The 22,596-nt window shown below is 50.7% G+C and carries 19 protein-coding genes and 1 riboswitch; of the genes, 4 read left to right on the forward strand and 15 right to left on the reverse strand.

Annotated elements, in window-relative coordinates:
* Positions 1–25: 25 nt before the first annotated feature.
* From tnpB to guaB, 7 genes are all read right to left on the reverse strand, one after another.
* Positions 26–376: an IS66 family insertion sequence element accessory protein TnpB gene (gene tnpB, locus CJA_RS10200; RefSeq protein WP_012485814.1), complete on the reverse strand. Its 351-nt coding sequence runs from the start codon at positions 374–376 to the stop codon at positions 26–28.
* Positions 373–687: an IS66 family insertion sequence element accessory protein TnpA gene (gene tnpA, locus CJA_RS18675; protein WP_012485813.1), complete on the reverse strand. Its 315-nt coding sequence runs from the start codon at positions 685–687 to the stop codon at positions 373–375. Before tnpA ends, tnpB begins: the two co-directional genes overlap by 4 nt.
* 68 nt (positions 688–755) lie before the next feature.
* Complete coding sequence (locus CJA_RS10210; RefSeq protein ID WP_012487703.1) at positions 756–4,163, reverse strand: FG-GAP repeat domain-containing protein; 3,408 nt, start codon at positions 4,161–4,163, stop codon at positions 756–758.
* The gene (locus CJA_RS20015) at positions 4,076–4,654 is read right to left on the reverse strand and encodes a SpvB/TcaC N-terminal domain-containing protein (protein ID WP_148208847.1); all 579 of its coding nucleotides are present in this window, start codon (positions 4,652–4,654) and stop codon (positions 4,076–4,078) included. The genes CJA_RS10210 and CJA_RS20015 overlap by 88 nt, the downstream gene beginning before the upstream one ends.
* Positions 4,655–4,824: 170 nt before the next feature.
* Positions 4,825–6,369 carry a succinylglutamate desuccinylase/aspartoacylase family protein gene (locus CJA_RS18680; RefSeq protein WP_148208848.1) on the reverse strand — a complete coding sequence of 515 codons (1,545 nt, stop codon included), beginning with the start codon at positions 6,367–6,369 and terminating at the stop codon, positions 4,825–4,827.
* Positions 6,370–6,504: 135 nt separating this feature from the next.
* A complete protein-coding gene (gene guaA, locus CJA_RS10220) occupies positions 6,505–8,082 on the reverse strand; it encodes a glutamine-hydrolyzing GMP synthase (protein ID WP_012487705.1) in 1,578 nt (525 codons plus the stop codon).
* Between the two features lie 91 nt (positions 8,083–8,173).
* Entirely contained in the window at positions 8,174–9,649 is a 1,476-nt protein-coding gene (gene guaB / locus CJA_RS10225) for an IMP dehydrogenase (protein ID WP_012487706.1), read from the reverse strand.
* Between the two features lie 214 nt (positions 9,650–9,863).
* On the opposite strand from guaB, the gene xseA reads away from it, so the two are divergent.
* From xseA to CJA_RS10245, 4 genes are all read left to right on the forward strand, one after another.
* Positions 9,864–11,237: an exodeoxyribonuclease VII large subunit gene (gene xseA / locus CJA_RS10230; RefSeq protein ID WP_049765435.1), complete on the forward strand. Its 1,374-nt coding sequence runs from the start codon at positions 9,864–9,866 to the stop codon at positions 11,235–11,237.
* 23 nt (positions 11,238–11,260) lie between these two features.
* Positions 11,261–11,377: riboswitch (TPP riboswitch) on the forward strand.
* Between the two features lie 74 nt (positions 11,378–11,451).
* Positions 11,452–12,555 (forward strand): glycine oxidase ThiO, encoded by a 1,104-nt coding sequence (thiO, locus tag CJA_RS10235; RefSeq protein WP_187422465.1) that lies wholly within the window; start codon positions 11,452–11,454, stop codon positions 12,553–12,555.
* A 12-nt stretch (positions 12,556–12,567) separates the two neighbouring features.
* A complete protein-coding gene (gene thiS / locus CJA_RS10240; RefSeq protein ID WP_012487709.1) occupies positions 12,568–12,771 on the forward strand; it encodes a sulfur carrier protein ThiS in 204 nt (67 codons plus the stop codon).
* Between the two features lies 1 nt (position 12,772).
* Complete coding sequence (locus CJA_RS10245; protein ID WP_012487710.1) at positions 12,773–13,567, forward strand: thiazole synthase; 795 nt, start codon at positions 12,773–12,775, stop codon at positions 13,565–13,567.
* Positions 13,568–13,601: 34 nt separating this feature from the next.
* Here the strand turns inward: CJA_RS10245 and CJA_RS10250 are convergent, their stop codons facing one another.
* The 8 genes from CJA_RS10250 to galU form a co-directional block, all read right to left on the reverse strand.
* Positions 13,602–14,351 (reverse strand): HD domain-containing phosphohydrolase, encoded by a 750-nt coding sequence (locus CJA_RS10250; protein ID WP_262369314.1) that lies wholly within the window; start codon positions 14,349–14,351, stop codon positions 13,602–13,604.
* 6 nt (positions 14,352–14,357) lie between these two features.
* The gene (locus tag CJA_RS10255) at positions 14,358–14,987 is read right to left on the reverse strand and encodes an HD-GYP domain-containing protein (RefSeq protein ID WP_012487712.1); all 630 of its coding nucleotides are present in this window, start codon (positions 14,985–14,987) and stop codon (positions 14,358–14,360) included.
* A 39-nt stretch (positions 14,988–15,026) separates the two neighbouring features.
* A complete protein-coding gene (locus CJA_RS10260; RefSeq protein WP_012487713.1) occupies positions 15,027–15,923 on the reverse strand; it encodes an AEC family transporter in 897 nt (298 codons plus the stop codon).
* Between the two features lie 183 nt (positions 15,924–16,106).
* Positions 16,107–17,420, reverse strand: a complete 1,314-nt coding sequence (locus CJA_RS10265) for an ammonium transporter (RefSeq protein ID WP_012487714.1) — start codon at positions 17,418–17,420, stop codon at positions 16,107–16,109.
* A 448-nt stretch (positions 17,421–17,868) separates the two neighbouring features.
* Positions 17,869–18,162 (reverse strand): integration host factor subunit beta, encoded by a 294-nt coding sequence (ihfB, locus tag CJA_RS10270; protein WP_041551438.1) that lies wholly within the window; start codon positions 18,160–18,162, stop codon positions 17,869–17,871.
* Between the two features lie 155 nt (positions 18,163–18,317).
* Positions 18,318–19,994 (reverse strand): 30S ribosomal protein S1, encoded by a 1,677-nt coding sequence (gene rpsA, locus CJA_RS10275; RefSeq protein WP_012487716.1) that lies wholly within the window; start codon positions 19,992–19,994, stop codon positions 18,318–18,320.
* A gap of 231 nt (positions 19,995–20,225) precedes the next feature.
* On the reverse strand, positions 20,226–21,638 hold the full coding sequence (locus CJA_RS10280; protein WP_012487717.1) for a mannose-1-phosphate guanylyltransferase/mannose-6-phosphate isomerase: 1,413 nt from the start codon (positions 21,636–21,638) through the stop codon (positions 20,226–20,228).
* Between the two features lie 38 nt (positions 21,639–21,676).
* On the reverse strand, positions 21,677–22,564 hold the full coding sequence (galU, locus tag CJA_RS10285) for a UTP--glucose-1-phosphate uridylyltransferase GalU (protein WP_012487718.1): 888 nt from the start codon (positions 22,562–22,564) through the stop codon (positions 21,677–21,679).
* Positions 22,565–22,596 lie beyond the last annotated feature (32 nt).

Genomic DNA, 22,596 nt, shown 5'->3' on the forward strand with positions numbered 1-22,596 from the left:
AAAACCCATGCACAAGTTGATAGCACTAATTCGCCGAGAAGAAATATTTTTCTGTGTGTGGTTGAAGCTTTTCAATATCTAACCCGCGCAACAGCCAATCAAACTGTTCGTGAGTCAGTGATAACACAGCATCACCCCGGCGCGGCCATTTGAATTTGTCTTTTTCCAATCGTTTGTACCACAGACAAAACCCGGTTTTATCCCAGTAGAGGATTTTTATTTTATTGCGGGTGCGATTGCCAAACACAAACACGGATCGGGAAAATACCTCCAGTGCCATGGACTCCTGCACCAAGACACTCAACCCATTAATGGATTTGCGAAAATCCACCGGTTGCCGGTGTACGTATACCGGCACATCATCCCACTGGATCATGCCAACGCCCTGAGCAATTGGGCCAGCCACTGAGGTGGCGGTAGTGTGCCAAATTCAAGCTGGCCTACATGATGGCGAATGGTCAGTGATGCAGCCTTCACACCAGAAGCTTCGTGCGGTATTTTGGGCTTTACTTTTACACGAACAAAACCGGCTTCCTCTTTACTGGCCATCTTTGCCAATTGTTTGCGGCGCAAGCTGAAGTATTTGGGGCACAGCTCGTTCTGCTTACAAAAAACGGCTGCTGATACACCGCTGGCGTCGTGCTGCGCAAACAGTGCTCGCCATTGTTCTTCGTTACGTTTTTTCATAAGGCCTCCTGGTGAATTTAGGAAAAGTACCTTAGTAAAAAAACAATTAACTCGATAGATGGGGTTAGTTAGGCGCTTACTCCATAGGTAATAGTCCCACCCAGATGATCAGCTACCTTGACTACATGCCCCAGACTATTTTTTTCTTCAATACGTGTTTGCCCCAAGGCATTGGTAATGATGGTTTTATATCCGTCATAGACAGTTGTTGTGATACTGGTATCAGGTGCAATCAGCTTTACTACCCGCCCAAGCAAGTCATATTCAAATACCGACCAATAAACCGGGTCACCAGAGAAATAAGGTTCACTCTTGCGAGCAATGCGCCCCTGCCGGTCATACTCGGTATCGACGTAACTTTCCCTACCATCGAACATCACCCTGCTGGAACGAACAATCCGCTCCAGCCTGTCGAAGTAATCGGTTGACTTTCCTCCACCGCTGGCCAGGCTTTCTACGCGATACCTGGCTCCCGCTGGGCATACCACTGAGGAACCATCGCAGAATGCCCTGTTAACATGGCTCCAGGCGCCTGTGCTATCACTACGCTGATACTCCCTGCCATCGACGGTATAGAGAATATTGATCAGGACACCATTGGTATCCTTGATTTGCGTAGGCAGACCAAGTGTATTACGTGTAACAACGCCTGAAACCAAATTGCCTAAACTATCCTTTGTGGTCTCCACAAAACGCCTGCTTGAATCATAAACAGTTTCTGTTTTTCTGGTTTGTGGTACACCAGGTTTAACAGTGGCGGTCTTGCGTGCAACAGTGGGGTTACCCACATTATCGTATTCATAGGATACCGCCAGCTGATTAACACCTGGCTCTATGATTTCTGTCTTTAGCATACCCGGCCAGGTGTCCGATTGACCATAATATTCAAATTGGGATAGTCGAGTTACTGCTGGAGAATTATTTTTGGTGGTTTCAGTTCTCGTACTTTGTAAACGCCCCCGGCGCTTCTCCCAAACACTGGAGTAATAGGTGTTGAAGGTTGTTTTGACGGAGGTGTTAGCACTTCCTGATGCGATAGCCATTATCTTGGTAACATTGCCATACTCATCATAATCTGTATCGGTCTCGACAGTTTGTAAGCTCGCCCCCTGCGCCAGGCCATTATTATTAAGACCATAATTTACCTCTTTCACTTTATCCAGAAAGACACGATAAATCCCATTATTAGCCTCATCGCGTGCCGAAGCCCAAGTATTATCAGCCTCGGACAAAATGATGGGCTGACCTGCAACCAAATTGCCGCTATACACTTTTGTTTTCAGAGGCATTCCAAGATACGGCCAGTCCTGATGATAGGATGTTTCCGTTTGTATACCAGTTTGCAGATCTATTGTTGTTAATTTTTCAAACCCCAGGAAACCACGCCCGCCCGCCTGCGCCCGTGCATGATGGTAACGATATAAGGTACGCGCTTTAAACGCAGGATCATTTGCTGCCGGCATACTCCTGTCGACCGACGTAACCACATAGTTGGGACTCCCTACCACTTCCAATACGGGAATGGAATAGTCCGGCACAGGTGCTGAAGCACCAAGGTAGGAAAATGGGTTGTTCATTTGCTGGTAAAAGCCAACAACATCTACAGAATTACTAAAGGTTTTAATACAGGTAGTGATCGATTGATTGTAAGTTAATGGATAGCAAGAAGTTGTTATCTGTTGCGAACTATTAACCCCCCAGATTGTGGAGTAATGATCACCAGAAGCATTTAGCCTTTTATAATCAATAGATAACTCACGATTCAAGCCATCCACGACGCCAGTTAACAGCCAAGGTTTTTTATAGGAGTTTATACTTGGTAAAGATCTTTTAAGTGTAATGCGTGTATTGTTAGAGCCTGAAATCGGTGAAAGCTGAATGAGATCAATCCAACCATCACCTGTTGCATCCAGAAACTGGTAGGTATCGTCAGACGTGGTCTGGCCAGACAAAAGAGGATATTGGGTAGAAAAATAATCATAATCTTCAGTATGAGAATTCCACAAACCATACCTTATCATCTTGTTAAAAGTATCATTCCAAACAACATCCAAATATCCGTCCTGGTTAATATCAACACGCTGAACACCAGAAATAGATGTCGATGCAAAATTTACAGAGAAATTTATCGGGTCGGAAAATCCAGCGCCAGTGTTTAATTGAAAAGAATTACCACTAACTTTATCCGGCAATCCATCACCATTAATATCTATCGGTTTCTCTGCAGTAATAAAAGAAAAAAACTCAAAATCGGGACTATCGAACTCGCCTTTGGTAATAAAGATAGCATCAGCTGTTATTGTTGTTATTTGGGGAGGGTAGGTATTGTACTGTGTAACAGTCCTACGCAGCCTAAGAACAATATCCACTCTGCCGTCACCATTATAATCAGCAGATTTTTCCGGATATGAACTATCAATTGTCCATGGACTTGATGAAATGGCCGGAGGAACATTACCTAATGGAATGGTTAACTCTTTCATAAAGGAAAACTGATATCTCATGTTACTTGCATGAGACGCAGCATTATCCCTGGGAACAAGCTTATAAAGCTGCAGTTTTTTCGCACCATCAATAAAATAGGCATCCGTCAAGCCGTCGCCAGTAAGATCCACAAATCCAACATGCCTATTTTGAAAAGGAATTCCAGGAGCAATCCCAAAAGTCCACTCACCTGTAACCATCGGCTGAGCTACCAGAGCATGCCATCTATTATCATAACTTCTAACCAATAAGTCTTGGCGACCATCAGCATTGTAATCAATAACATGCAATGTGGTATCACTGGGCAAATTCCCATAAAAAACTCTTTCATAAGATTTTTGCAGGTATCCCACGCCAGTACCCAGTGCAAATTTGACAACATGCTTGTAAGCAAAGTCAGCTGCATTGATTGGATATTGACTAACCCATGCAATATCCAGAATTCCATCACCATTAATATCAAAAAATTTATAATCTATAAGATTTTCAACATCCAAACTACTGCCCCCGTTACTGGATATTTGGTAATCTCTTTCGGGCGTATACGAGAAGCTCATTCGTGGATAACAGTCAGTTCCAAAACATTCTTCAACCTGATCCAATCGTTCAGCCAGTGATTTAGCGGGTTTTGTTTGATAATAAAAATTATAGGTACGTTCCAAGGCATTATTGTTATAGGTTTTAATATTGGTCAGCTTCTTTGAATAACGATATGAATAACCACTGATGTAAACCCTATAGGTGTCAGTACGATCTGCATAGTCAAACACTATTGATGCTTTGGCATTAGTGCTGGTATTTACCTGGGCATAGGCATAATTAATTCGTTTGATACGCTGACCGGTGGTGTTATCACCTTCGTACACATAATCAATGCGGTTACCCAGATTATCCTTAAAACGACTTAATGCCCATGCCAGATTGGAAGTACCTGTAACCTTGGAATCAGCTGTACCGCCAAAGGTACTGGTTGAACCATCCTTTGCTTCCACCTCAAAATAATCAGGATTACCTGTCGCCCCCCCCTGGCAGTCACCACAACATAAGCGTCAATCTCGGTTTTATATGTACTTCCTGCCGCACCATAGCTGCCAGACACCAACATAAGTCGTTGTCCATTCAGACAAAAGCGATCACTCTCGCCCCAACTCAATGGAAATGCAGCAGAGTCTTGCAAAAGGGTCTGGCGACATCGGCTAATGCCACCTAAACCGCTTAGGTTCATACCATAACCCACTAATCCAGCCCCTCCCTGACTGCTGTAATTAATCGATAACTGCGGTGCAACACCTGCAACACCAGAGGGTGAAAGAATAGGAATGGTATAAGTGGCCGCCCCAGACTCATCGACACGAAAGCTACTCGCTGTTGCGCCAACAGGAACTACTGATCCAGAACTAGAGGGAGGTAAAGATTGGGCGCTAACATGAACACACCCAAGAATAAGAATAATAGTAGTGAAAAAATTAGCCCACGAAAACATTCTCGAAATCCTTGACTTATAGAAATTATAAAATTGATCAGGGGACTTAATCAGAAAGGCATAGCGGTAGATAAAACAACTTCCCCTGTTTTTATTCCTGCGGAAATTTACTATTGGCAACTAAGAACGTTAATATTAATCTCATATATAAATTAACAATTAGATTTTCTCTAACCATCTGCCATCCGATCCTGAGCCTTGCTTACACCGGTTTCCGGTTCTTGCATATCATCTGTGGGATCTACACCGGCATCATCGCCATCTTCTTCATCAACTTCCGGTGCTGGTGGCTCATTGAGCTGGCTTTCCTCGATCAGGATCGACTCCGGTGTTTGTATGCCTATGTGATAAGCCGCAAACCCCGGCAGCACTACCTGGTCCAGAGCCATCCCCAATACACGGCCATCATAGGGTGAGTAAATACTGGTACGGGCATTGGTGATGGGATCAGTCACGGTTCCCAGTAATTCGCCCTCTTTCACTCGCTTGCCCAAGGTGACTTTACTGAAAAGGATTCCGCTCTGGTTGGCCCGCACCCAAACGGATCGGTAATACACAGGGGCAATTCGGTTCCAGCGCCGCTGCTTGCCATACATACCCGTTTTGGCAAGCAGTGTATTAATCGCCGCAACACCGGCAACGACAACATCACTTTGCATTGCCATAGGCTCACCCGCTTCCAGTGTCACTGAGGGAATGCCAGCGCGCACGGCGGCAGCACGCAAGGAATTGGGATTGCCGCGACTGTTTAACACCGCAATATCGCCAAAACTTTGCGCAAGGCGTGCGACATTCTCATCGGCCAGGTCAGCCCTTAATTGTGGCAAGTTGGTGCGGTGAAACGAGCCGGTATGCAGATCCACTAATGCATCACAGTGAGTGATTACACGGGTAAAAAATGAATGGGCAAGCCGGGATGCAGAACTGCCATAGGTATTACCGGGAAAATAGCGGTTCCAGTCGCGGCGATCGGGCAAATAGCGGGAATTACGACGAAACCCCATGATATTTGCCACAGGAACACCAATGATCGTCCCCGTTAATTTGGAAGGTTCGATACTAAAAACCACTTGGCGAATCATCTCGATGCCATTCAACTCATCGCCGTGAATGGCACCAACCAAGCAGAGTGTTTTTCCCGGGCTTGCACCATTCACCACCAGAACCGGTGTTGCTTCACTAAAGCCACCAACCGCAACATCGGAATTCCAGGTTAGGCGAACATAACTATTAGGGTTGATTTGTGTATCCAGGATTGTTTTAGTGCCCAGCAAGGTTTCCATATCAACCAACTTGTTGACCTCAGGCACTTCAGCTGCAAGGCCAGCGTCACTTGAGTTAACAGAACCATCAACTGATGATACAGATGAAACACTGGATGCAGCTTGTGCGAGCGGGTTTTCTACAGGGCTTACCGCCGATGAAGCGTAACCATCAACACTGGAAGATGCATTGGCAAGACTGCTACTCGCATGTACCGATGCAGTGGTACCTGCTGCCGCAAGGGTCAGCATTTCCAGTTTTTGCTGCGGCTCTTGTGCAATAACCTGTGTCGCCACAGAAGATGCCTGGAGCAGTTCCTTGCTATCAGAAGCAACTGCCGTTTCCGTAGTTACCGCAACAGCCTCAGGGGTTTGGTTTACCGATGGAATGGACAGAGAGGGTTCATCAACAGCGGCAGATGCATTAACAGATGACTCCGCGGCAGAAACCATTGCCAATCCAAATCCGACAACAAAACACAAGCTCGTATTAATAAAAGACAGAATTCTTGGCATAAACAGGTCACAGAAGAATTTATTGTTACCGCCTGGCACAACACCAGGCGGTCAGACAGCTTCCTGCCATATTTATTCCCATTCAATGGTAGCGGGCGGTTTGCTCGATACGTCATAGCACACACGCGACACACCGGAAATTTCATTGATAATCCGATTGGACACTTTTTCCAACAGTTCGTAAGGCAGGTGAGCCCAGCGCGCTGTCATAAAGTCGACCGTCTCTACCGCGCGCAGTGATATGACCCATTCATAACGGCGACCATCACCGACAACACCAACCGACTTGACCGGCAGGAAGACAGCAAATGCCTGGGAAGTTTTGTGGTACCAATCGGCTGCGCGCAACTCCTCCAGAAAAATAGCATCAGCTTCGCGCAGAATATCGGCATATTCTTTTTTCACTTCGCCAAGAATACGTACCCCCAAACCCGGGCCCGGGAATGGATGGCGGTACACCATGTCATAGGGCAGGCCCAACTCCAAGCCAATAGCGCGGACCTCATCTTTAAAAAGTTCACGCAGGGGCTCCACCAATTTAAAGGCCATGTCTTCCGGCAAACCACCGACATTATGGTGGGATTTAATCACATGGGCTTTGCCGGTTTTGGCGGCGGCGGACTCGATCACATCCGGGTAAATGGTACCTTGGGCCAACCACTTCACTTCTTGTAATTTGGTCGCTTCAGTATCAAATACATCGATAAAGGTACCGCCAATGATTTTGCGTTTTTTCTCCGGGTCACTCACACCAGCAAGCTTGCCCAGGAACAGCTGTTCCGCATCCGCACGAATCACGCGCACACCCATGTTTTTGGCAAACATGTCCATCACCTGATCGCCTTCATTTTTGCGCAGCAATCCGTTATCCACAAACACACAGGTGAGCTGGTCGCCAATAGCACGGTGTAACAACGCTGCCACTACAGAAGAGTCTACCCCACCGGAAAGGCCCAGCAGCACTTTATCGGTACCGACTTGTTCGCGCACCTTTTTGATAGCGTCTTCTACAATATTGGCAGGGGTCCAGAGCTTTTCGCAGGCACAGAGTTGCAATACAAAGTGCTCAAACAAACGCTTGCCTTGCAAGGTATGGGTTACTTCCGGATGGAACTGCACACCGTAGAATTTTTTCGCCTCGTTATACATGCCGGCAATGGGGCAGGAGGGCGTAGACGCCATCAGTTCAAAACCTTCCGGCATTTTGGTGACTTTATCACCATGGCTCATCCACACATCCAGTAACGCAGAGCCATCCTGATCCACATGATCTTTAATATCCTGCAACAATGAGGACTGACCATGAGCCTTGATCTGTGCATAGCCGAATTCACGAATAGCGGAAGACTCTACCCAGCCCCCCATTTGCATCGCCATGGTTTGCATACCGTAGCAAATACCCAGGACAGGAACTCCCAGTGCAAATACCGCTTCAGGTGCTCGGGGTGCCTCCTCTTCCGTGGTAGATTCAGGACCGCCGGCGAGGATAATCCCACTGGGCTTATAAGCACGGATTTCATCGTCGCTCATATCCCAGGCGCGAATTTCCGAGAAAACACCGATTTCGCGTACGCGGCGCGCAATCAGTTGAGTGTATTGCGAGCCGAAATCCAGGATCAGAATTCGCTGGGCGTGTATATCGTGAGTCATGCTAGTTCCTGAGTAAAAAGAAAAAGGTTTCGCGGCTTAAATGAAAAACTCGGGCAAGCCCGAGTTTTTCGTGTTGCGGAGCAGTTGCTGATTAACGCCCGCCAATCGGATAGTTAGGTGCTTCTTTGGTGATCTGCACATCGTGCACATGGCTCTCGCCCATACCGGCAGCAGTGACACGCACAAACTCCGGCTTGGTACGCATGGATTCAAGGTCGGCACAGCCGGTATAGCCCATTGCTGAACGCACGCCTCCCATCATCTGGTGCACTATGGCTGCCAGTGGGCCTTTATAGGGCACCCGGCCTTCGATGCCTTCGGGTACCAGCTTTTCAGCGCCGGCGCTGGCATCCTGGAAATAACGATCACTGGAGCCTTGGGTTTGCGCCATAGCTCCCAGAGATCCCATACCCCGGTACGCCTTATAGGTGCGTCCCTGGTAGAGTTCGACTTCGCCCGGGGCTTCCTCGGTACCGGCAAACATGGAGCCCATCATCACCGCGTGGGCACCCGCGACTATGGCTTTTGCAATGTCACCCGAATAGCGAATACCACCGTCCGCGATGGCGGGAACCCCTGTACCTTTCAGTGCGGCAACTACATTGGCGATCGCAGAAATTTGCGGCACACCTACACCGGATACGATACGGGTAGTACAAATAGAACCGGGACCAATCCCGACCTTCACGGCATCAGCGCCCGCCTCTACCAGCGCCAGGGCTGCAGCACCGGTCGCAATATTGCCGCCAATCACTTGAACGTCGGGGTATTTGGTTTTAATGGCACGCACACGATCCAATACGTTTTTACTGTGGCCGTGGGCAGTATCCACCACCAGCACATCAACACCTGCTTCAACCAGCGCATCAACACGCGCATCGGTATCGCGGCTGGTGCCCACACTGGCACCGACACGCAGACGGCCCTCCGGGTCTTTGCACGCACTGGGGTATTTTTCGGCCTTGTTGATGTCCTTAACGGTAATCAGGCCACGCAGCTCGAACTTGTCGTTTACTACCAGCACTTTCTCAATGCGGTGTTTGTGCAACAAGTTGCGCACTTCTTCGGGAGTGAAGCCTTCCTTCACGGTGACCAGTTGGTTTTTGGGGGTCATGATGCTGGATACACTGGCATCCAGGTTGGTTTCAAAACGCACATCACGGCCAGTGACTATGCCCACCAGATCGCCCTTATGCAGCACAGGCACACCGGAAATATTGTTTTTGCGTGTCAGTGCGATCAGCTCGCGAATAGTCGCCTCGGAATCGATAGTGATGGGGTCCTTCACCACGCCGGCTTCAAATTTTTTCACCGCGCGCACTTCGGCAGCCTGCTGCTCGATAGGCATGCTTTTGTGGATGATGCCAATACCCCCCTCCTGCGCAATAGCAATAGCCAGGCGCGCTTCGGTAACGGTATCCATTGCGGCAGAAATCAGCGGAATGTTCAGTTGAATGCGGCGTGTCAATTGGGTTTTCAGTGACACATCCTTGGGGGTAACCTCGGAAAGGCCGGGCACCAGCAACACATCATCAAACGTGAGCGCTTCTTCAACAATTCGCAACATACTTCAACCCAACCTCTGCAGGATTCAAATCCGGTCGACTGCCAGTTCGCTAAAGGCCGGGATCCCAAAGCCCTTATGCAGCAGTATTTTGTCCGGTAAAAATAAACGCGGGATTATACCGGCTCACCCGCCATGGGTAAACACAAGATCTTGTGCTGGCAACAGGTTTTCGGGCAAGACAAGACGCAGGCATAGGCCCTAGAATGTGCACCCTATGAGCCATCAAGACCTGTTTACATCGACCCCTGCACACTTTTCCCCCGAGCGGGAAATCATTAGTGTCAGCCAACTCAATCGCCGCGCCCGTCAGCTGCTGGAAACCCAGTTTCCGCTGCTGTGGGTAGAGGGCGAGTTGTCCAATGTATCCATTCCCTCCTCCGGCCATTGGTACTTCACCCTCAAAGACGACCAGGCCCAGGTGCGCTGCGCCATGTTCCGCAACCGCAATATGCTGGTGCGCTTCAAGCCCCAACAGGGACAACAGGTACTGATCCGTGCACGTGTTAGCCTGTACGAAGGGCGCGGCGACTATCAAATTATCGTGGAACACATGGAGGAAGCCGGTACAGGGGCCTTGCAGCGCGCCTTCGAGCAGCTTAAAGCGCGCCTCGGCCAGGAGGGTTTATTCGACCCCGCCTATAAAAAACCACTACCCGGCCTGCCCGGGCGCATAGGGGTTATCACATCCCCTACTGGCGCTGCCATTCGCGATATTTTGAGTGTACTGGAACGGCGTTTTCCTGCTATTCCCGTTACCCTTATCCCGGTCGCCGTGCAGGGCAAAGAAGCTGCGCCGCAAATTGTGCGCGCCCTTGAGCTGGCCAATCGCAGCGGACTGTTTGATGTGCTTATAGTGGCGCGTGGCGGCGGTTCCCTGGAAGATTTATGGCCATTTAACGAGGAGATAGTCGCACGCGCCATCTTTGCCAGCCGGGTTCCTGTCATCAGCGGCGTAGGCCACGAGGTGGACTTCACCATTGCCGATTTTGTCGCTGACCTGCGCGCCCCTACACCATCGGCTGCGGCAGAACTGGTGGTACCCGATGGTAACGACTGGCTGGATAAATTTATCGGTTTTGAAGTGCTGCTGGAGGAAGCCATGTTGCGCAAATTGCGCCATTGGCAGCAGCGATTAACCTGGCTGCGCCAGCGCCTCCGCCACCCGCGCGAGCGGCTGGAGCAGCAGGGCCAGCGGCTCGACAACCTGGAACTGCGCCTCAAAGCCCATATCCAGCACCAGTTGGGTAACTACCGGCATAAGCTTGAGCAACTACGCTTGCGCTTGCAGCCCCATCATCCACAGGTGCGTATTGTGCGCCTGCATGAAAAACTCGCACAGCAACAACAGCGCCTGGTATCGCTGCAAAAACAACAACTCCAGGGATACAAACAGCGCTTTAACGCAGCCCTGCGCCTGCTGAATACCCTCAACCCATTGAATACCCTGGAGCGCGGCTACTCCCTGACCAGCCATGCCGAGAGCGGCCAGCTGATTTCCAGCAGCAAGCAAATCGTCACTGGCGAACTGGTTAAAACCCGCCTGGCAGAAGGCGAACTCATCAGCCGCGTTGAACGCACCTTGCCCTGACCCCTGGTGACCAGTATATTGGCGCCCTCTTGTCGGGGCGCCTTGGTAGCACAGCTATTGCGAAGGCTGAGATGGGTTCGGCCCAACCCGTAGAACCTGATCAGGTTGAGACCTGCGGAGGGAACAAGTGCTGCCCATCCGGTACCAGCCCTTCCTCACACACCTCAGCTCACCCGTAATTTGCCCAAGAAAGCAGCCCCAAGAGACAAGCAGCGTGAACCCATCCTCCTTGCATATTGCCATTGCTGGCGCCGGCCTTTTAGGGCGCCTGCTTGCCTGGCGGCTGGCTGTCGCAGGTCATCACATCAGCGTGTTTGAGGCTGGCAGCTTACTGCAACCACCGCAAGGCCAACGCGCTGCCGCCTTTACCGCCGCCGGTATGGTAGCTCCCCTCAGTGAAGCAGTGGTATCCGATGCGGATGTCTATCGCATGGGGCTATACGCCTTGCAGCGCTGGCCCGAGTGGCTGGCAGGCCTTCCGCCACAGGAAACCCCATTGTTCCATTACCAGGGCAGCCTGGTGGTAGCCCACCCACAGGATTACCCGGAGCTGGATCAGTTCGAGCAGGAACTGCGCTTTGTTATCCCTGAGTGTCGGGGCTATCAGCGACTCGATGGGGTTGCCATTCAGCAACTGGAGCCAGACTTGAATCCGGGGTTACAGCAAGGGCTTTTCCTTGCTGAAGAGGGTCATATCCACAATCGTGAACTTATGCAGCAACTAGGGGTGGAGTTACAGCGACTGGGAGTCGCGATCCACGAAAGAACAGCCGTAGCGGTAGCGCCTTACCGTGTGCACAGCCAGGAGCGGCAATGGCAAGCAGATTGTGTCATCGATTGCCGCGGCCTGGGTGCCAAAACGCAAATGCCAGCACAAGCCTTGCGTGGAGTGCGCGGTGAAACATTGCATGTCGAGACACGTGAAATCCACCTGCAACGCCCCGTCCGCCTTATGCACCCGCGCTACCAATTGTATGCAGTGCCAAAACCAAACCATCGCTTTATCATTGGCGCCACCCAAATTGAAAGTGAAGACAGCTCACCGGTCAGTATCCAATCCAGCCTGGAACTGAGCAGTGCGCTTTACACATTGTCACCCGCCTTTGCCGAGGCGCGCATTATTGAATTGGATACCAACCTGCGCCCGGCGTTTATGGACAATATGCCCCGGGTTATCCAACAGCCTGGCCTGATTACCGCCAATGGTTTATTCCGCCACGGCTATTTGTTGGCGCCGGCAGTAGTCGACAATGTATTAGCGCTGGTTCACGAGCAAAAGGACGTCCCTTTTAGCCATCCATTGAACCGTGTTTTATAAGGCATCCCCGCTATGATCACTATCAGTCTAAACAACGAGGCCCGCGAGCTGGCTACCGACAGCCTGCTCAGCGAAGCTATCGACCTCTGGGGTTATGGCGACAGCAAAATCGCTGTTGCTATCAATGGCGAATTTATACCCCGCTCCACCTACACCAGCCATCGGTTACAGCACGGCGACCAGGTAGACATTGTTAAACCCGTGGGAGGTGGCTGATATGAGCCAAACCAAAGATTTTGTCCTCTATGGCGAGCACTTCAATAGCCGTTTCCTGTTGGGGACCGCCCTCTACGCCTCTCCACAGCTAATGCGCGATTCCATTGAAAAATCCCGCTGCGACATAGTTACCCTGGGGCTGCGCCGACAAAACCCTGCCAACCGCGATGGCGATACCTTCTGGCAATACATCCAGGACAGTGGCTGCCGCCTGCTCCCCAATACCGCCGGCTGCAAAAGTGTCAAAGAAGCCGTAACCCTGGCAGAAATGTCACGCGAAATTTTCGATACCGATTGGATCAAACTGGAAGTGGTTGGTGACGACTACAACTTGCAACCCGATCCATTCGGGCTGGTAGAAGCCGCCGGGATACTGATCAAGCAGGGATTCAAAGTACTGCCCTACTGCACGGATGACTTAATCCTGTGCAAACGCCTGCTGGATGTCGGCTGCCAGGTACTCATGCCCTGGGGTGCACCTATAGGCACAGGCCAGGGACTGCTCAATCGTTACAACCTGCGCAGCCTGCGCGAGCGCATCAAAGATGTCCCGATGATTATTGACGCCGGGCTGGGGGCTCCGTCACAGGCAGCCGAAGCCATGGAGATGGGATATGACGGAATCCTGCTCAACACGGCTGTCGCCAAAGCGCATAACCCACCTTTGATGGCAGAAGCCTTTGCCGATGCTATTGATGCAGGACGCAAGGCCTACAACGCTGGCCTGATGCAGAAACGCCAGACAGCCAGCCCCAGCACACCTACACTGGGACAGCCTTTCTGGCATAACCAGTAACCCTGAAAAAACGCTGCCAACCGGCAGCGTTTTTTCATCGATCGACAGATTGCTCCAGATAACCGCTAATCTGCCCAAAGCAGGCTTCCAGCTTGCTTTGAATCAGTTCATCTGCGCTACCACCGGCAGCCAGATACTGCTGTAACATCAAACTGAGCCGGCGCAGATGGAATACGACCTCCAATTGCAACAGGCAATGGTCCTGCAAATCCTGGGGAATCTCCGTTGCTGGCTGCTCCATGAGATTCACCAACTGTCGATCCAGGGCCGGCTGCTGTGCCACCACCCCTTTGTAGGCCGTCGCCAGATGCAACACAACGTTTTGCAGTGAGTGAAGGCGCCTGTCGCGGTGGGTAAACCCAATCTCCAACAGACACCCCTTGAGCGCATCAAACCAACATTGGAGCCGCTCATGCTGGGAATGGAACTGCTGCAAAAAATCGGTGACCGCCGAGCCGGATACTACACTGGCTACCGGTAAATCGCTGCGTCGCACCAATGCCGACAGCAGATCAACCGCCCGGAATAAATACTCCTGGGCACTGCGCTCAATGATCGGAATAGCATCGCGCCAACCACGACCATAGGGCAATAAACGATTGAAATAAATCGCGACTACCGAATCAGCCAGTGCCAGCAGCTGCCCCAACAAACTTAATTCACTGTCCAGCTTGGCGGCGGGATAACCCGTGCCATCACAGCGCTCCTGGTGTTCCAATACCGCAAGTCCGACGGAATCAGGCAGCCCGGGAATCAACATCATCAACGCCTGGGCAATTTCCACATGCAACTAGATATGGAACCACTCATCCAAGGTAAGCGGCTCGACTTTATGGAGAATCTCCGGCTCGACATAAAGCATACCAATATCGTGATAAAGCGCCGCCCAGAAAAGCGCTCGGCGATCGGCAGGCGATAAACGCATTTCATCCCCAAGCAACACCGCCATTAATGCGGTAAACAGCGCCCGCTTGTAGAGACCAGGCATTTGACTCGCCATCACACTGAGATGCTGCTGCAGCAATGGATGCTCGGGCAGCGATTCTGCATGGGTCGCCAATTGCTGGAGAAAGGGGCGATGCTCTTCCAGCACGACAAAAAAGCTATCCTGGCGCGCCCAATCCGTCAGGTCGCGCCTGAGCATATCTACCGTCAGGGGAGAAACCAGGGTCACTGAACGCGCCAAAGGCTCAGCTAACGACCTACCCTGCAGCGCAGCAAGCGCATCAGCATCAAAAGGCTGATGGGGGGAAAGCAGCAAATTACCCTGGACATCCAGGACAGGCCGCACAATCAATACACCCGCAGGCAAGGTGCCCGCGCTATACGCAGCCAGGTAGCCACCGTAGGCACCTGCCGCACGCAAACCTAATCGATCCCAGACATTATCTGGCAATGGACTTGAGAGCCCGCTAACCATATTCACCTTCCAGGCCCAACAACCTCGTTCAAGCCACTGCTAAACCACCACGAACCGCCAGAGCCACACGCTGACCAGGGCTAACATCAAGCTATACCCTACCAGTGAGGACGCCAACCGTGGCGCTAAATTATGTGATATAGCCAATACTCCCGCTGAAATCATCGCGGGCATGGCCGCCTCTAACACGACTACCTGGGCTGCCAAACCGCGAATTCCCAACAGCAGACAAACTCCCAAGGCAAACGCTGGTGCTAACACCAGAATATAAACCAAGCCTATCCCTAAAGGCTCAAGGTGATCCGACTCCAGCCGCAATTGCCACTGTAATCCGACCGCCACCATGACTACAGGCACAAGTGTAGATGAAATCCGTGGCAGTACATCCAGTAACCAATCAGGATAGCCCATACCACGCAACAGGAACGCAAAAATCAGTGCAATAAAAGGAGGAAAACGCAGAATATTTTTACACAGATCCAGCCAATGACTGGAGGTATTGGCGTAATAACCCGCAACCAGGATCCCAAATGTATTCAGCGCAATAAATGTTCCAAATTGATCATAAAGGATCGCATAGGGAATTGCCTCCGCGCCCAAATGCGCTTCAATCAATGGAATTCCCAGGAAACCGCTATTACCCAGGGTTACCACCAATAACATGGCACCGGTAACCTCCGAAGACCAGGCGCGCCAACGGGCAGTCAGGTAGGTAATCAACGCACAAAACCCCATAACCAGCCAGGCGGCAACCACCGGCAATACCGCATGATGATCAAGGCGCAATTTGGGAATTTCGTTGAGGATCAATGCAGGCAATGCCACGTAGATTACATAGGCATTTAACGAAAGGGATGCATTAGGAGGAAACGCCTTAAGCCTCTGGAACAAAATCCCAAGCAACAGGCACAAGATAATCAATACAAGATTGGACATAACGCCCCGACAACCACACAAAACAGCACAGGTATAACCCTAGCTCAATATCCTCCAGGGACAAAACACGTTAACACCTGCAGAAAGCTTTATGACCTAATTAAAACGCCCATACCTCTGGAGCAAAGGTATGGGCGCAATCGACAACAGCCGGATATTAATCAACGGCAGATCAAATATCTGTTAGAGTTTGTAGCCATCCTCTTCATGCAAACTCAAATCGAGACCAATAATCTCTTCCTCGCGAGTCACACGCAAGCCGTTGGTAAAAAGCCCTGTCAGCTTGAGCAACACATAAGTCACTACCGCGGTATACACCAGGGTCACCACTACACCCAGTAACTGTACCCCCATCTGATGCGCAATAGTAACGCCCTCAGCCAACCCCTGGCCGCTAAAGGCGCCAAGTCCTGTCGCTGCAAAAACGCCCGCCAGCAAGGTGCCGAGGATACCGCCAACGCCGTGCACCGGGAACACATCCAGCGAGTCGTCGATCTTCCACACACGCTTCACCATATGCGTCATCACAAAGCAAATAACACCCGCACTCAAACCAATCACCAAGGCTCCGCCCGGGCCAACATAGCCGGATGCCGGTGTAATAGTTCCCAAGCCTGCCACCATGCCAGTGACAATACCGAGTACGCTGGGCTTCCTGAAGCGAATCCACTCAATGACCATCCACGCCAAAGAACCTGCTGCCGCAGAAATATGCGTAACCAGCAGCGCCATAGCGGCATTTTCATTGGCCGCCAGGGCACTGCCAGCGTTAAACCCAAACCAGCCGACCCACAGCATACCGGCGCCCGTCACCGTCATCGTCATGTTGTGCGGCGGCATAGCTGTAGTCGGAAAACCCTGGCGCTCACGCAATACCAGCGCCGCGACCAAGGCCGCCACACCGGCGGTAATGTGAACCACCGTTCCACCTGCGAAATCCAGCAGCCCCATTTGGAACAACCAGCCACTGCTTGCCCATACCCAATGGCAAATGGGGATATATACCGCAAACAACCACAGCGCCGTAAACAGCAACATGGACGAAAACTTCATACGCTCCGCAAAGGCTCCCACAATCAATGCCGGGGTAATAATGGCAAAGGTCATCTGGAAAGCGGCATGGAGGCTCAGGGGGATATCTCCTGCCAGGCTGGACTCTTCGATACTCGCCATCATGAACATACTGAAATCGCCAATCCAGGCATTACCTTCACCAAAAGCAAGGCTATAACCGGCCACCAGCCACAACAGCGATACCAGGCAAGCGATAGCAAAACATTGCATCAACACCGACAAGATATTTTTGACGCGCACCAGGCCGCCGTAAAACAGGGATAGACCCGGCAATGTCATAAACAGAACCAGGGCGGTTGCAGTGAGAACCCAAGCAGTATTAGCCCCGTTAATCCCGGTATCCTGTGCCATAGAGCCCGAGGCCAAAACCGACAGGCACAAACCTGCCAGCATAGAAATGGACATAGAGTTCAGCTTCTTCATGATTACCTCATGTTATTGTCAGGCATATATGCCCTTATGAAATTGGAGTGCCCGTACTAGAAAATCCCACTAATAGCGCACCATTATGGGAAAGATATCCGGATCAATAAGTGCCCACGGGAAATTTACGGCCAATCGAATGCACCAAATAAATGCAAAATACTGCCCAAAATCCCCATTTTGAAACTCGGCCGCGGCGCTGCAATTTTCACTCCAGAAAAAACTATTCCAATAAAAATCAATAAGATAAATATAAATACATATCCAAGTAAGAAACTTTTGGCACCATGAATGAACGAAGCAAATACTCCTGCACCACAACAGGACAAAGCATAGATTAAAAACAGAAGCGCAAAACTCGCACTGGCAAGCGGAAAGGGAGATGCTACGAGAGCAAAAGCGGGAGAAGACTTATGAGCGATGATAATCGCCCGGCAAGCGGGATATTTTAAACGCGTGAAATACTTTCGTTGACACGGTCGCGCATTTCCTTACCCGGCTTGAAATGGGGAACATACTTTCCATCAAGCACGACCGATTCACCCGTTTTCGGATTACGGCCAGTACGCGGGGCGCGGTAATGGAGAGAAAAACTGCCAAAACCACGAATTTCAATGCGCTCACCAGAGGCAAGTACGTCAGACATATGATCAAGTAGCAACTTGACAGCCATCTCAACGTCTTTAATCGGGAGTTGATTTTGTTTTTCGGTGATGAGTTCAATTAATTCCGATTTTGTCATGATGAGCTCTCTGGTCCAGGTCAGAATCCATACTGCAAGAGGAATATACCCTCGGCAACTATAGCAAACCACTCAATAAATGCGAAATAAACCCTTGAAAATGAACAGCTTAAAAACAACAGTGGCCAGATTATCTGGCCACTGTCCGTCAAAGATTACTCTTTGTTTTGCATTTGAGCCTTGATCAAGTCGCCCAGGGTTGCGGGTGCAGCCTCTGCTTGCTTGTTCGACAACTCTTTCATCGCCACCTTCTCGTCTTCAACGTCTTTTGACTTCACAGACAGAGAAATAGTACGGTTCTTGCGGTCCACGGCGATGATTTTGGCTTCCACCTCATCACCGGCTTTCAGCAGATTGCGCGCATCTTCGACCTTCTCACGGCTCAACTCAGACGCTTTGAGAACGCCTTCTACGTCATCTGCCAGGGTCACTACCGCCGCCTTGGCTTCAACTTCTTTCACGATACCCTTCACCACAGCACCTTTGTCGTTGGACGCTACGTACTCAGAGAAAGGATCTGCTTCGAGTTGCTTGATGCCCAGTGAAATGCGCTCACGCTCAGGATCGATTGCCAATACAACGGTTTCGATCTCGTCACCTTTCTTGTACTTGCGTACCGCTTCTTCTCCCGCTTCGTGCCAGGAGATATCAGACAGGTGAACCAGACCATCGATACCGCCATCCAGGCCAATAAAGATACCAAAGTCAGTGATGGACTTGATTTTGCCAGTGATCTTATCGCCTTTGGCGCAAGTACGGGCAAATGCATCCCATGGATTTTCCTGGCATTGCTTCAGGCCCAGGGAGATACGACGACGTTCTTCGTCAATATCCAGAACCATCACTTCAATTTCGTCACCCAGCTGAACCACTTTGGACGGATGGATGTTTTTGTTGGTCCAGTCCATTTCAGAAACGTGGATCAAACCTTCTACACCCTCTTCCAGCTCAGCGAAGCAGCCGTAATCGGTCAGGTTGGTTACCTTGGCCTTAACACGGGCACCTTCCGGGTAACGCTTGGTGATTTGGATCCATGGATCTTCACCCAGTTGCTTCAGACCCAGGGACACACGGTTGCGCTCACGGTCAAATTTGAGCACTTTAACTTCAATTTCGTCACCCACGTTTACGATTTCACCGGGGTGCTTGATGCGCTTCCACGCCATGTCGGTGATGTGCAGCAAGCCATCTACACCGCCCAGGTCAACGAAAGCACCGTAGTCGGTCAGATTCTTAACGATACCCTTAACCGCTTGGCCTTCCTGCAGGCTGCTCAGCAGCTCATCGCGCTCAACAGAGTTAGCCTGTTCAAGCACAGCGCGACGGGAAACCACAACGTTGTTGCGCTTCTGGTCGAGCTTGATTACTTTAAATTCCAGCTCTTTACCTTCCAGGTGGGTCGTTTCGCGCACAGGGCGAACATCAACCAGAGAGCCTGGCAGGAAGGCGCGGATACCGGCCACGTCAACGGTGAAACCACCTTTAACCTTGCCATTGATAACGCCTTTGATAACTTCTTCAGCCACATGAGCCGCTTCGAGGATCTTCCAGGCTTCAGCGCGCTTGGCCTTCTCGCGGGACAGTTTGGTTTCGCCGAAACCGTCTTCCACACTTTCCAGGGCTACCTGGACTTCGTCACCGATCTGGAGATTCAACTCACCCAGTTCGTTACGGAATTGTTCTGCGGGGATCACACCTTCAGACTTGAGGCCTGCGTGTACAGTTACCCAGTCTTTATCAATGTCGATCACTACACCGGTTACGATGGTGCCTGGCACCATATCAACGGTTTTTAAACTCTCTTCAAATAATTCAGCAAAACTTTCGCTCATGGGGATACCTATAAGAGGGCCAGGCCATAGACCTGCCTTTGCCGCACGGCCAGTCGCACGGGTCAGTTAATATGGGGCGGGAATTCCCTCAGGCTGGGTTTGACAACCCCCGCCACTGCCATTCCCATCTGTTTTGGCGCTCTGCAAAACATAGGGTAATTAGCAGGCGCGGGAGGGTAGCAGATGCTGCGCCATACTTCAACCGATTATGCGGTTTAGTGATAAAGCAGGTCAGGATCTGCCGTAGCTGTCCTCGAAGCGGATAACATCATCCTGTTCAAGGTAGGGACCGGATTGCACTTCGACGATTTCCAGGGGAATTTTTCCGGGGTTACTCAGGCGATGCTGAACCCCTACGGGGATGTAGGTAGACTCATTTTCCGACAGCAACATGGTGTCCTCACCGCGCTGTACCAGGGCAGTTCCCTTGACGACAATCCAATGCTCTGCCCGATGGTGGTGAAGCTGCAACGACAAACTGCCGCCCGGTTTAACACGAATACGGTTTACCTGGTAGCGCTCGCCATTATCCACTACATCATAACAACCCCAGGGGCGATAGATTTCCCGGTGCTGGAGATGCTCAGTACGCTTTAGCTTTTCTATTTTTCCAATTAGCGACTTGACCTGCTGAGCCTGGGACTTGTGAGCCACCATCACTGCATCCGGTGTGTTGATAATCATCAAATTATCAACACCCAATGTCGCTACCAATTTATCCTGGGAAAAAACCAGGGTATTGGTCGACCCCACATCCAGGCTGTCGCCAATAAAACTATTGCCCGCAGAGTCTTTATCGGATAGCTCCCAATAGGATTTCCAATCTCCCACATCACTCCAGCCGGCATCCAAAGGGACACAGACGACATTAGCGCTCTTTTCCATGAGCGCATAATCAATGGATATATTGGGTGCAGCGGCAAAAGACTCCCGATCCACACGGATAAAGTCCAGATCGCGTGTCGCCCAGGTTTTAGCTTGCTCCGCAGTTACCACCACATCCGGTGTCTGCACCGCCAGTTCTTGTAAAAAGATGTCCGCCTGAAACACAAACATCCCGCTATTCCAGAAATAACATCCCGCTGCCAGATAAGATTGCGCGGTGATGAAATCAGGTTTTTCAACAAATTGCTGAACCGGCAAATAATCTCCCTGACCATTGTGGGCTTGGGTTTTTATATAGCCATAGCCTGTTTCCGGATGGGTTGGCGTTACCCCAAAGGTAACAAGATGCCCTGCCCTTGATGCCCGGACCGCAACATCAACCGCCGTCTGGAATGCGGCCACATCACGAATCATATGATCCGCTGACAACACCAATAATGTTGGAGATTGCTCAACCTCCTGGGCATACATAGCCGCCAGGGCCAATGCAGGTGCGGTGTTTCGCCCCACAGGCTCCAGGATGATCTTGGCATCGGCAATCCCAAGCTCCTGCATCTGCTCAGCCACCATAAAACGGTGCTCCTGATTGCAGACAACGATCGGGGACAATAACTCGGGTAATCCGCTCAGGCGCAGTATCGTTTGTTGCAACATCGTGTAATTACCAAACAGCTTTAACAGCTGCTTGGGATAATGCTGACGCGACAATGGCCACAAACGCGTACCGGAACCGCCCGCAAGAATTACCGGAATAATCATCCCAACATCTCCTTAGCCCATGAATACATTTTCAATACCTAGCGAGATTCCTGCAAAAATGCTGAAAAAGCAGGCCCCACATCGGGATGGCGAGCGCCATAGGTTACTATGGCTTTCAGGTATCCCAGCTTGGAGCCGCAATCATGACTGCGACCAACCAGTTGATAGGCTTCAATAGTTTCAAGTTGTATCAGCGCATCCAGGGCATCGGTCAGCTGAATTTCCCCGCCTGCGCCCGGCAGGGTTTTGGCCAATAAATCCCAGGTGGTTTTTGATAGTACATAACGCCCCACAATCGCCATATTGGATGGTGCTTCATCGATCGGTGGCTTCTCGACCATGGCCTTAACAGGCGCTGTTTTACCGGCGGGAATAGTGACTCCGGAGCAATCAACAACACCGTATTTATCCACCTGGTCATGGGGGACCTCTTCAACCAGGGTTTGGCTGTGACCCGTTTCATTAAAACGCGCCACCATACCGGCCAGATTGTGCTGTTTGAGATTAGCCTCGGCATTATCAATCAACACATCGGGCAGCAGTACGGCAAACGGTTCATCACCTACAACCGGACGTGCGCAAAGAATTGCATGCCCCAAACCTTTTGCTTCCGCTTGACGCACCGAAATCACGGTTAACCCAGGTGGAGTGATTGAGCGCACCTCCGCCAGCAGCGAGCGCTTCAAACGCGCTTCAAGCTGGGCTTCCAACTCGAAGCTGGTATCAAAATGGTTTTCAATAGCATTTTTACTGGCATGCGTTACCAGCACGATCTCCTTAATACCTGCTGCGGCTGCTTCTTCAATAACATATTGAATCAGCGGCTTATCAACTACCGGCAACATTTCTTTGGGAATTGCCTTGGTAGCGGGTAACATGCGCGTACCCAAACCAGCAACAGGAATCACCGCTTTTTTTATTGACATAAAGAATTCCTTGATAAATAAAATTGAACACT

Origin of the sequence: Cellvibrio japonicus Ueda107 (genome assembly GCF_000019225.1) — a bacterium.
Lineage (GTDB): Bacteria > Pseudomonadota > Gammaproteobacteria > Pseudomonadales > Cellvibrionaceae > Cellvibrio > Cellvibrio japonicus.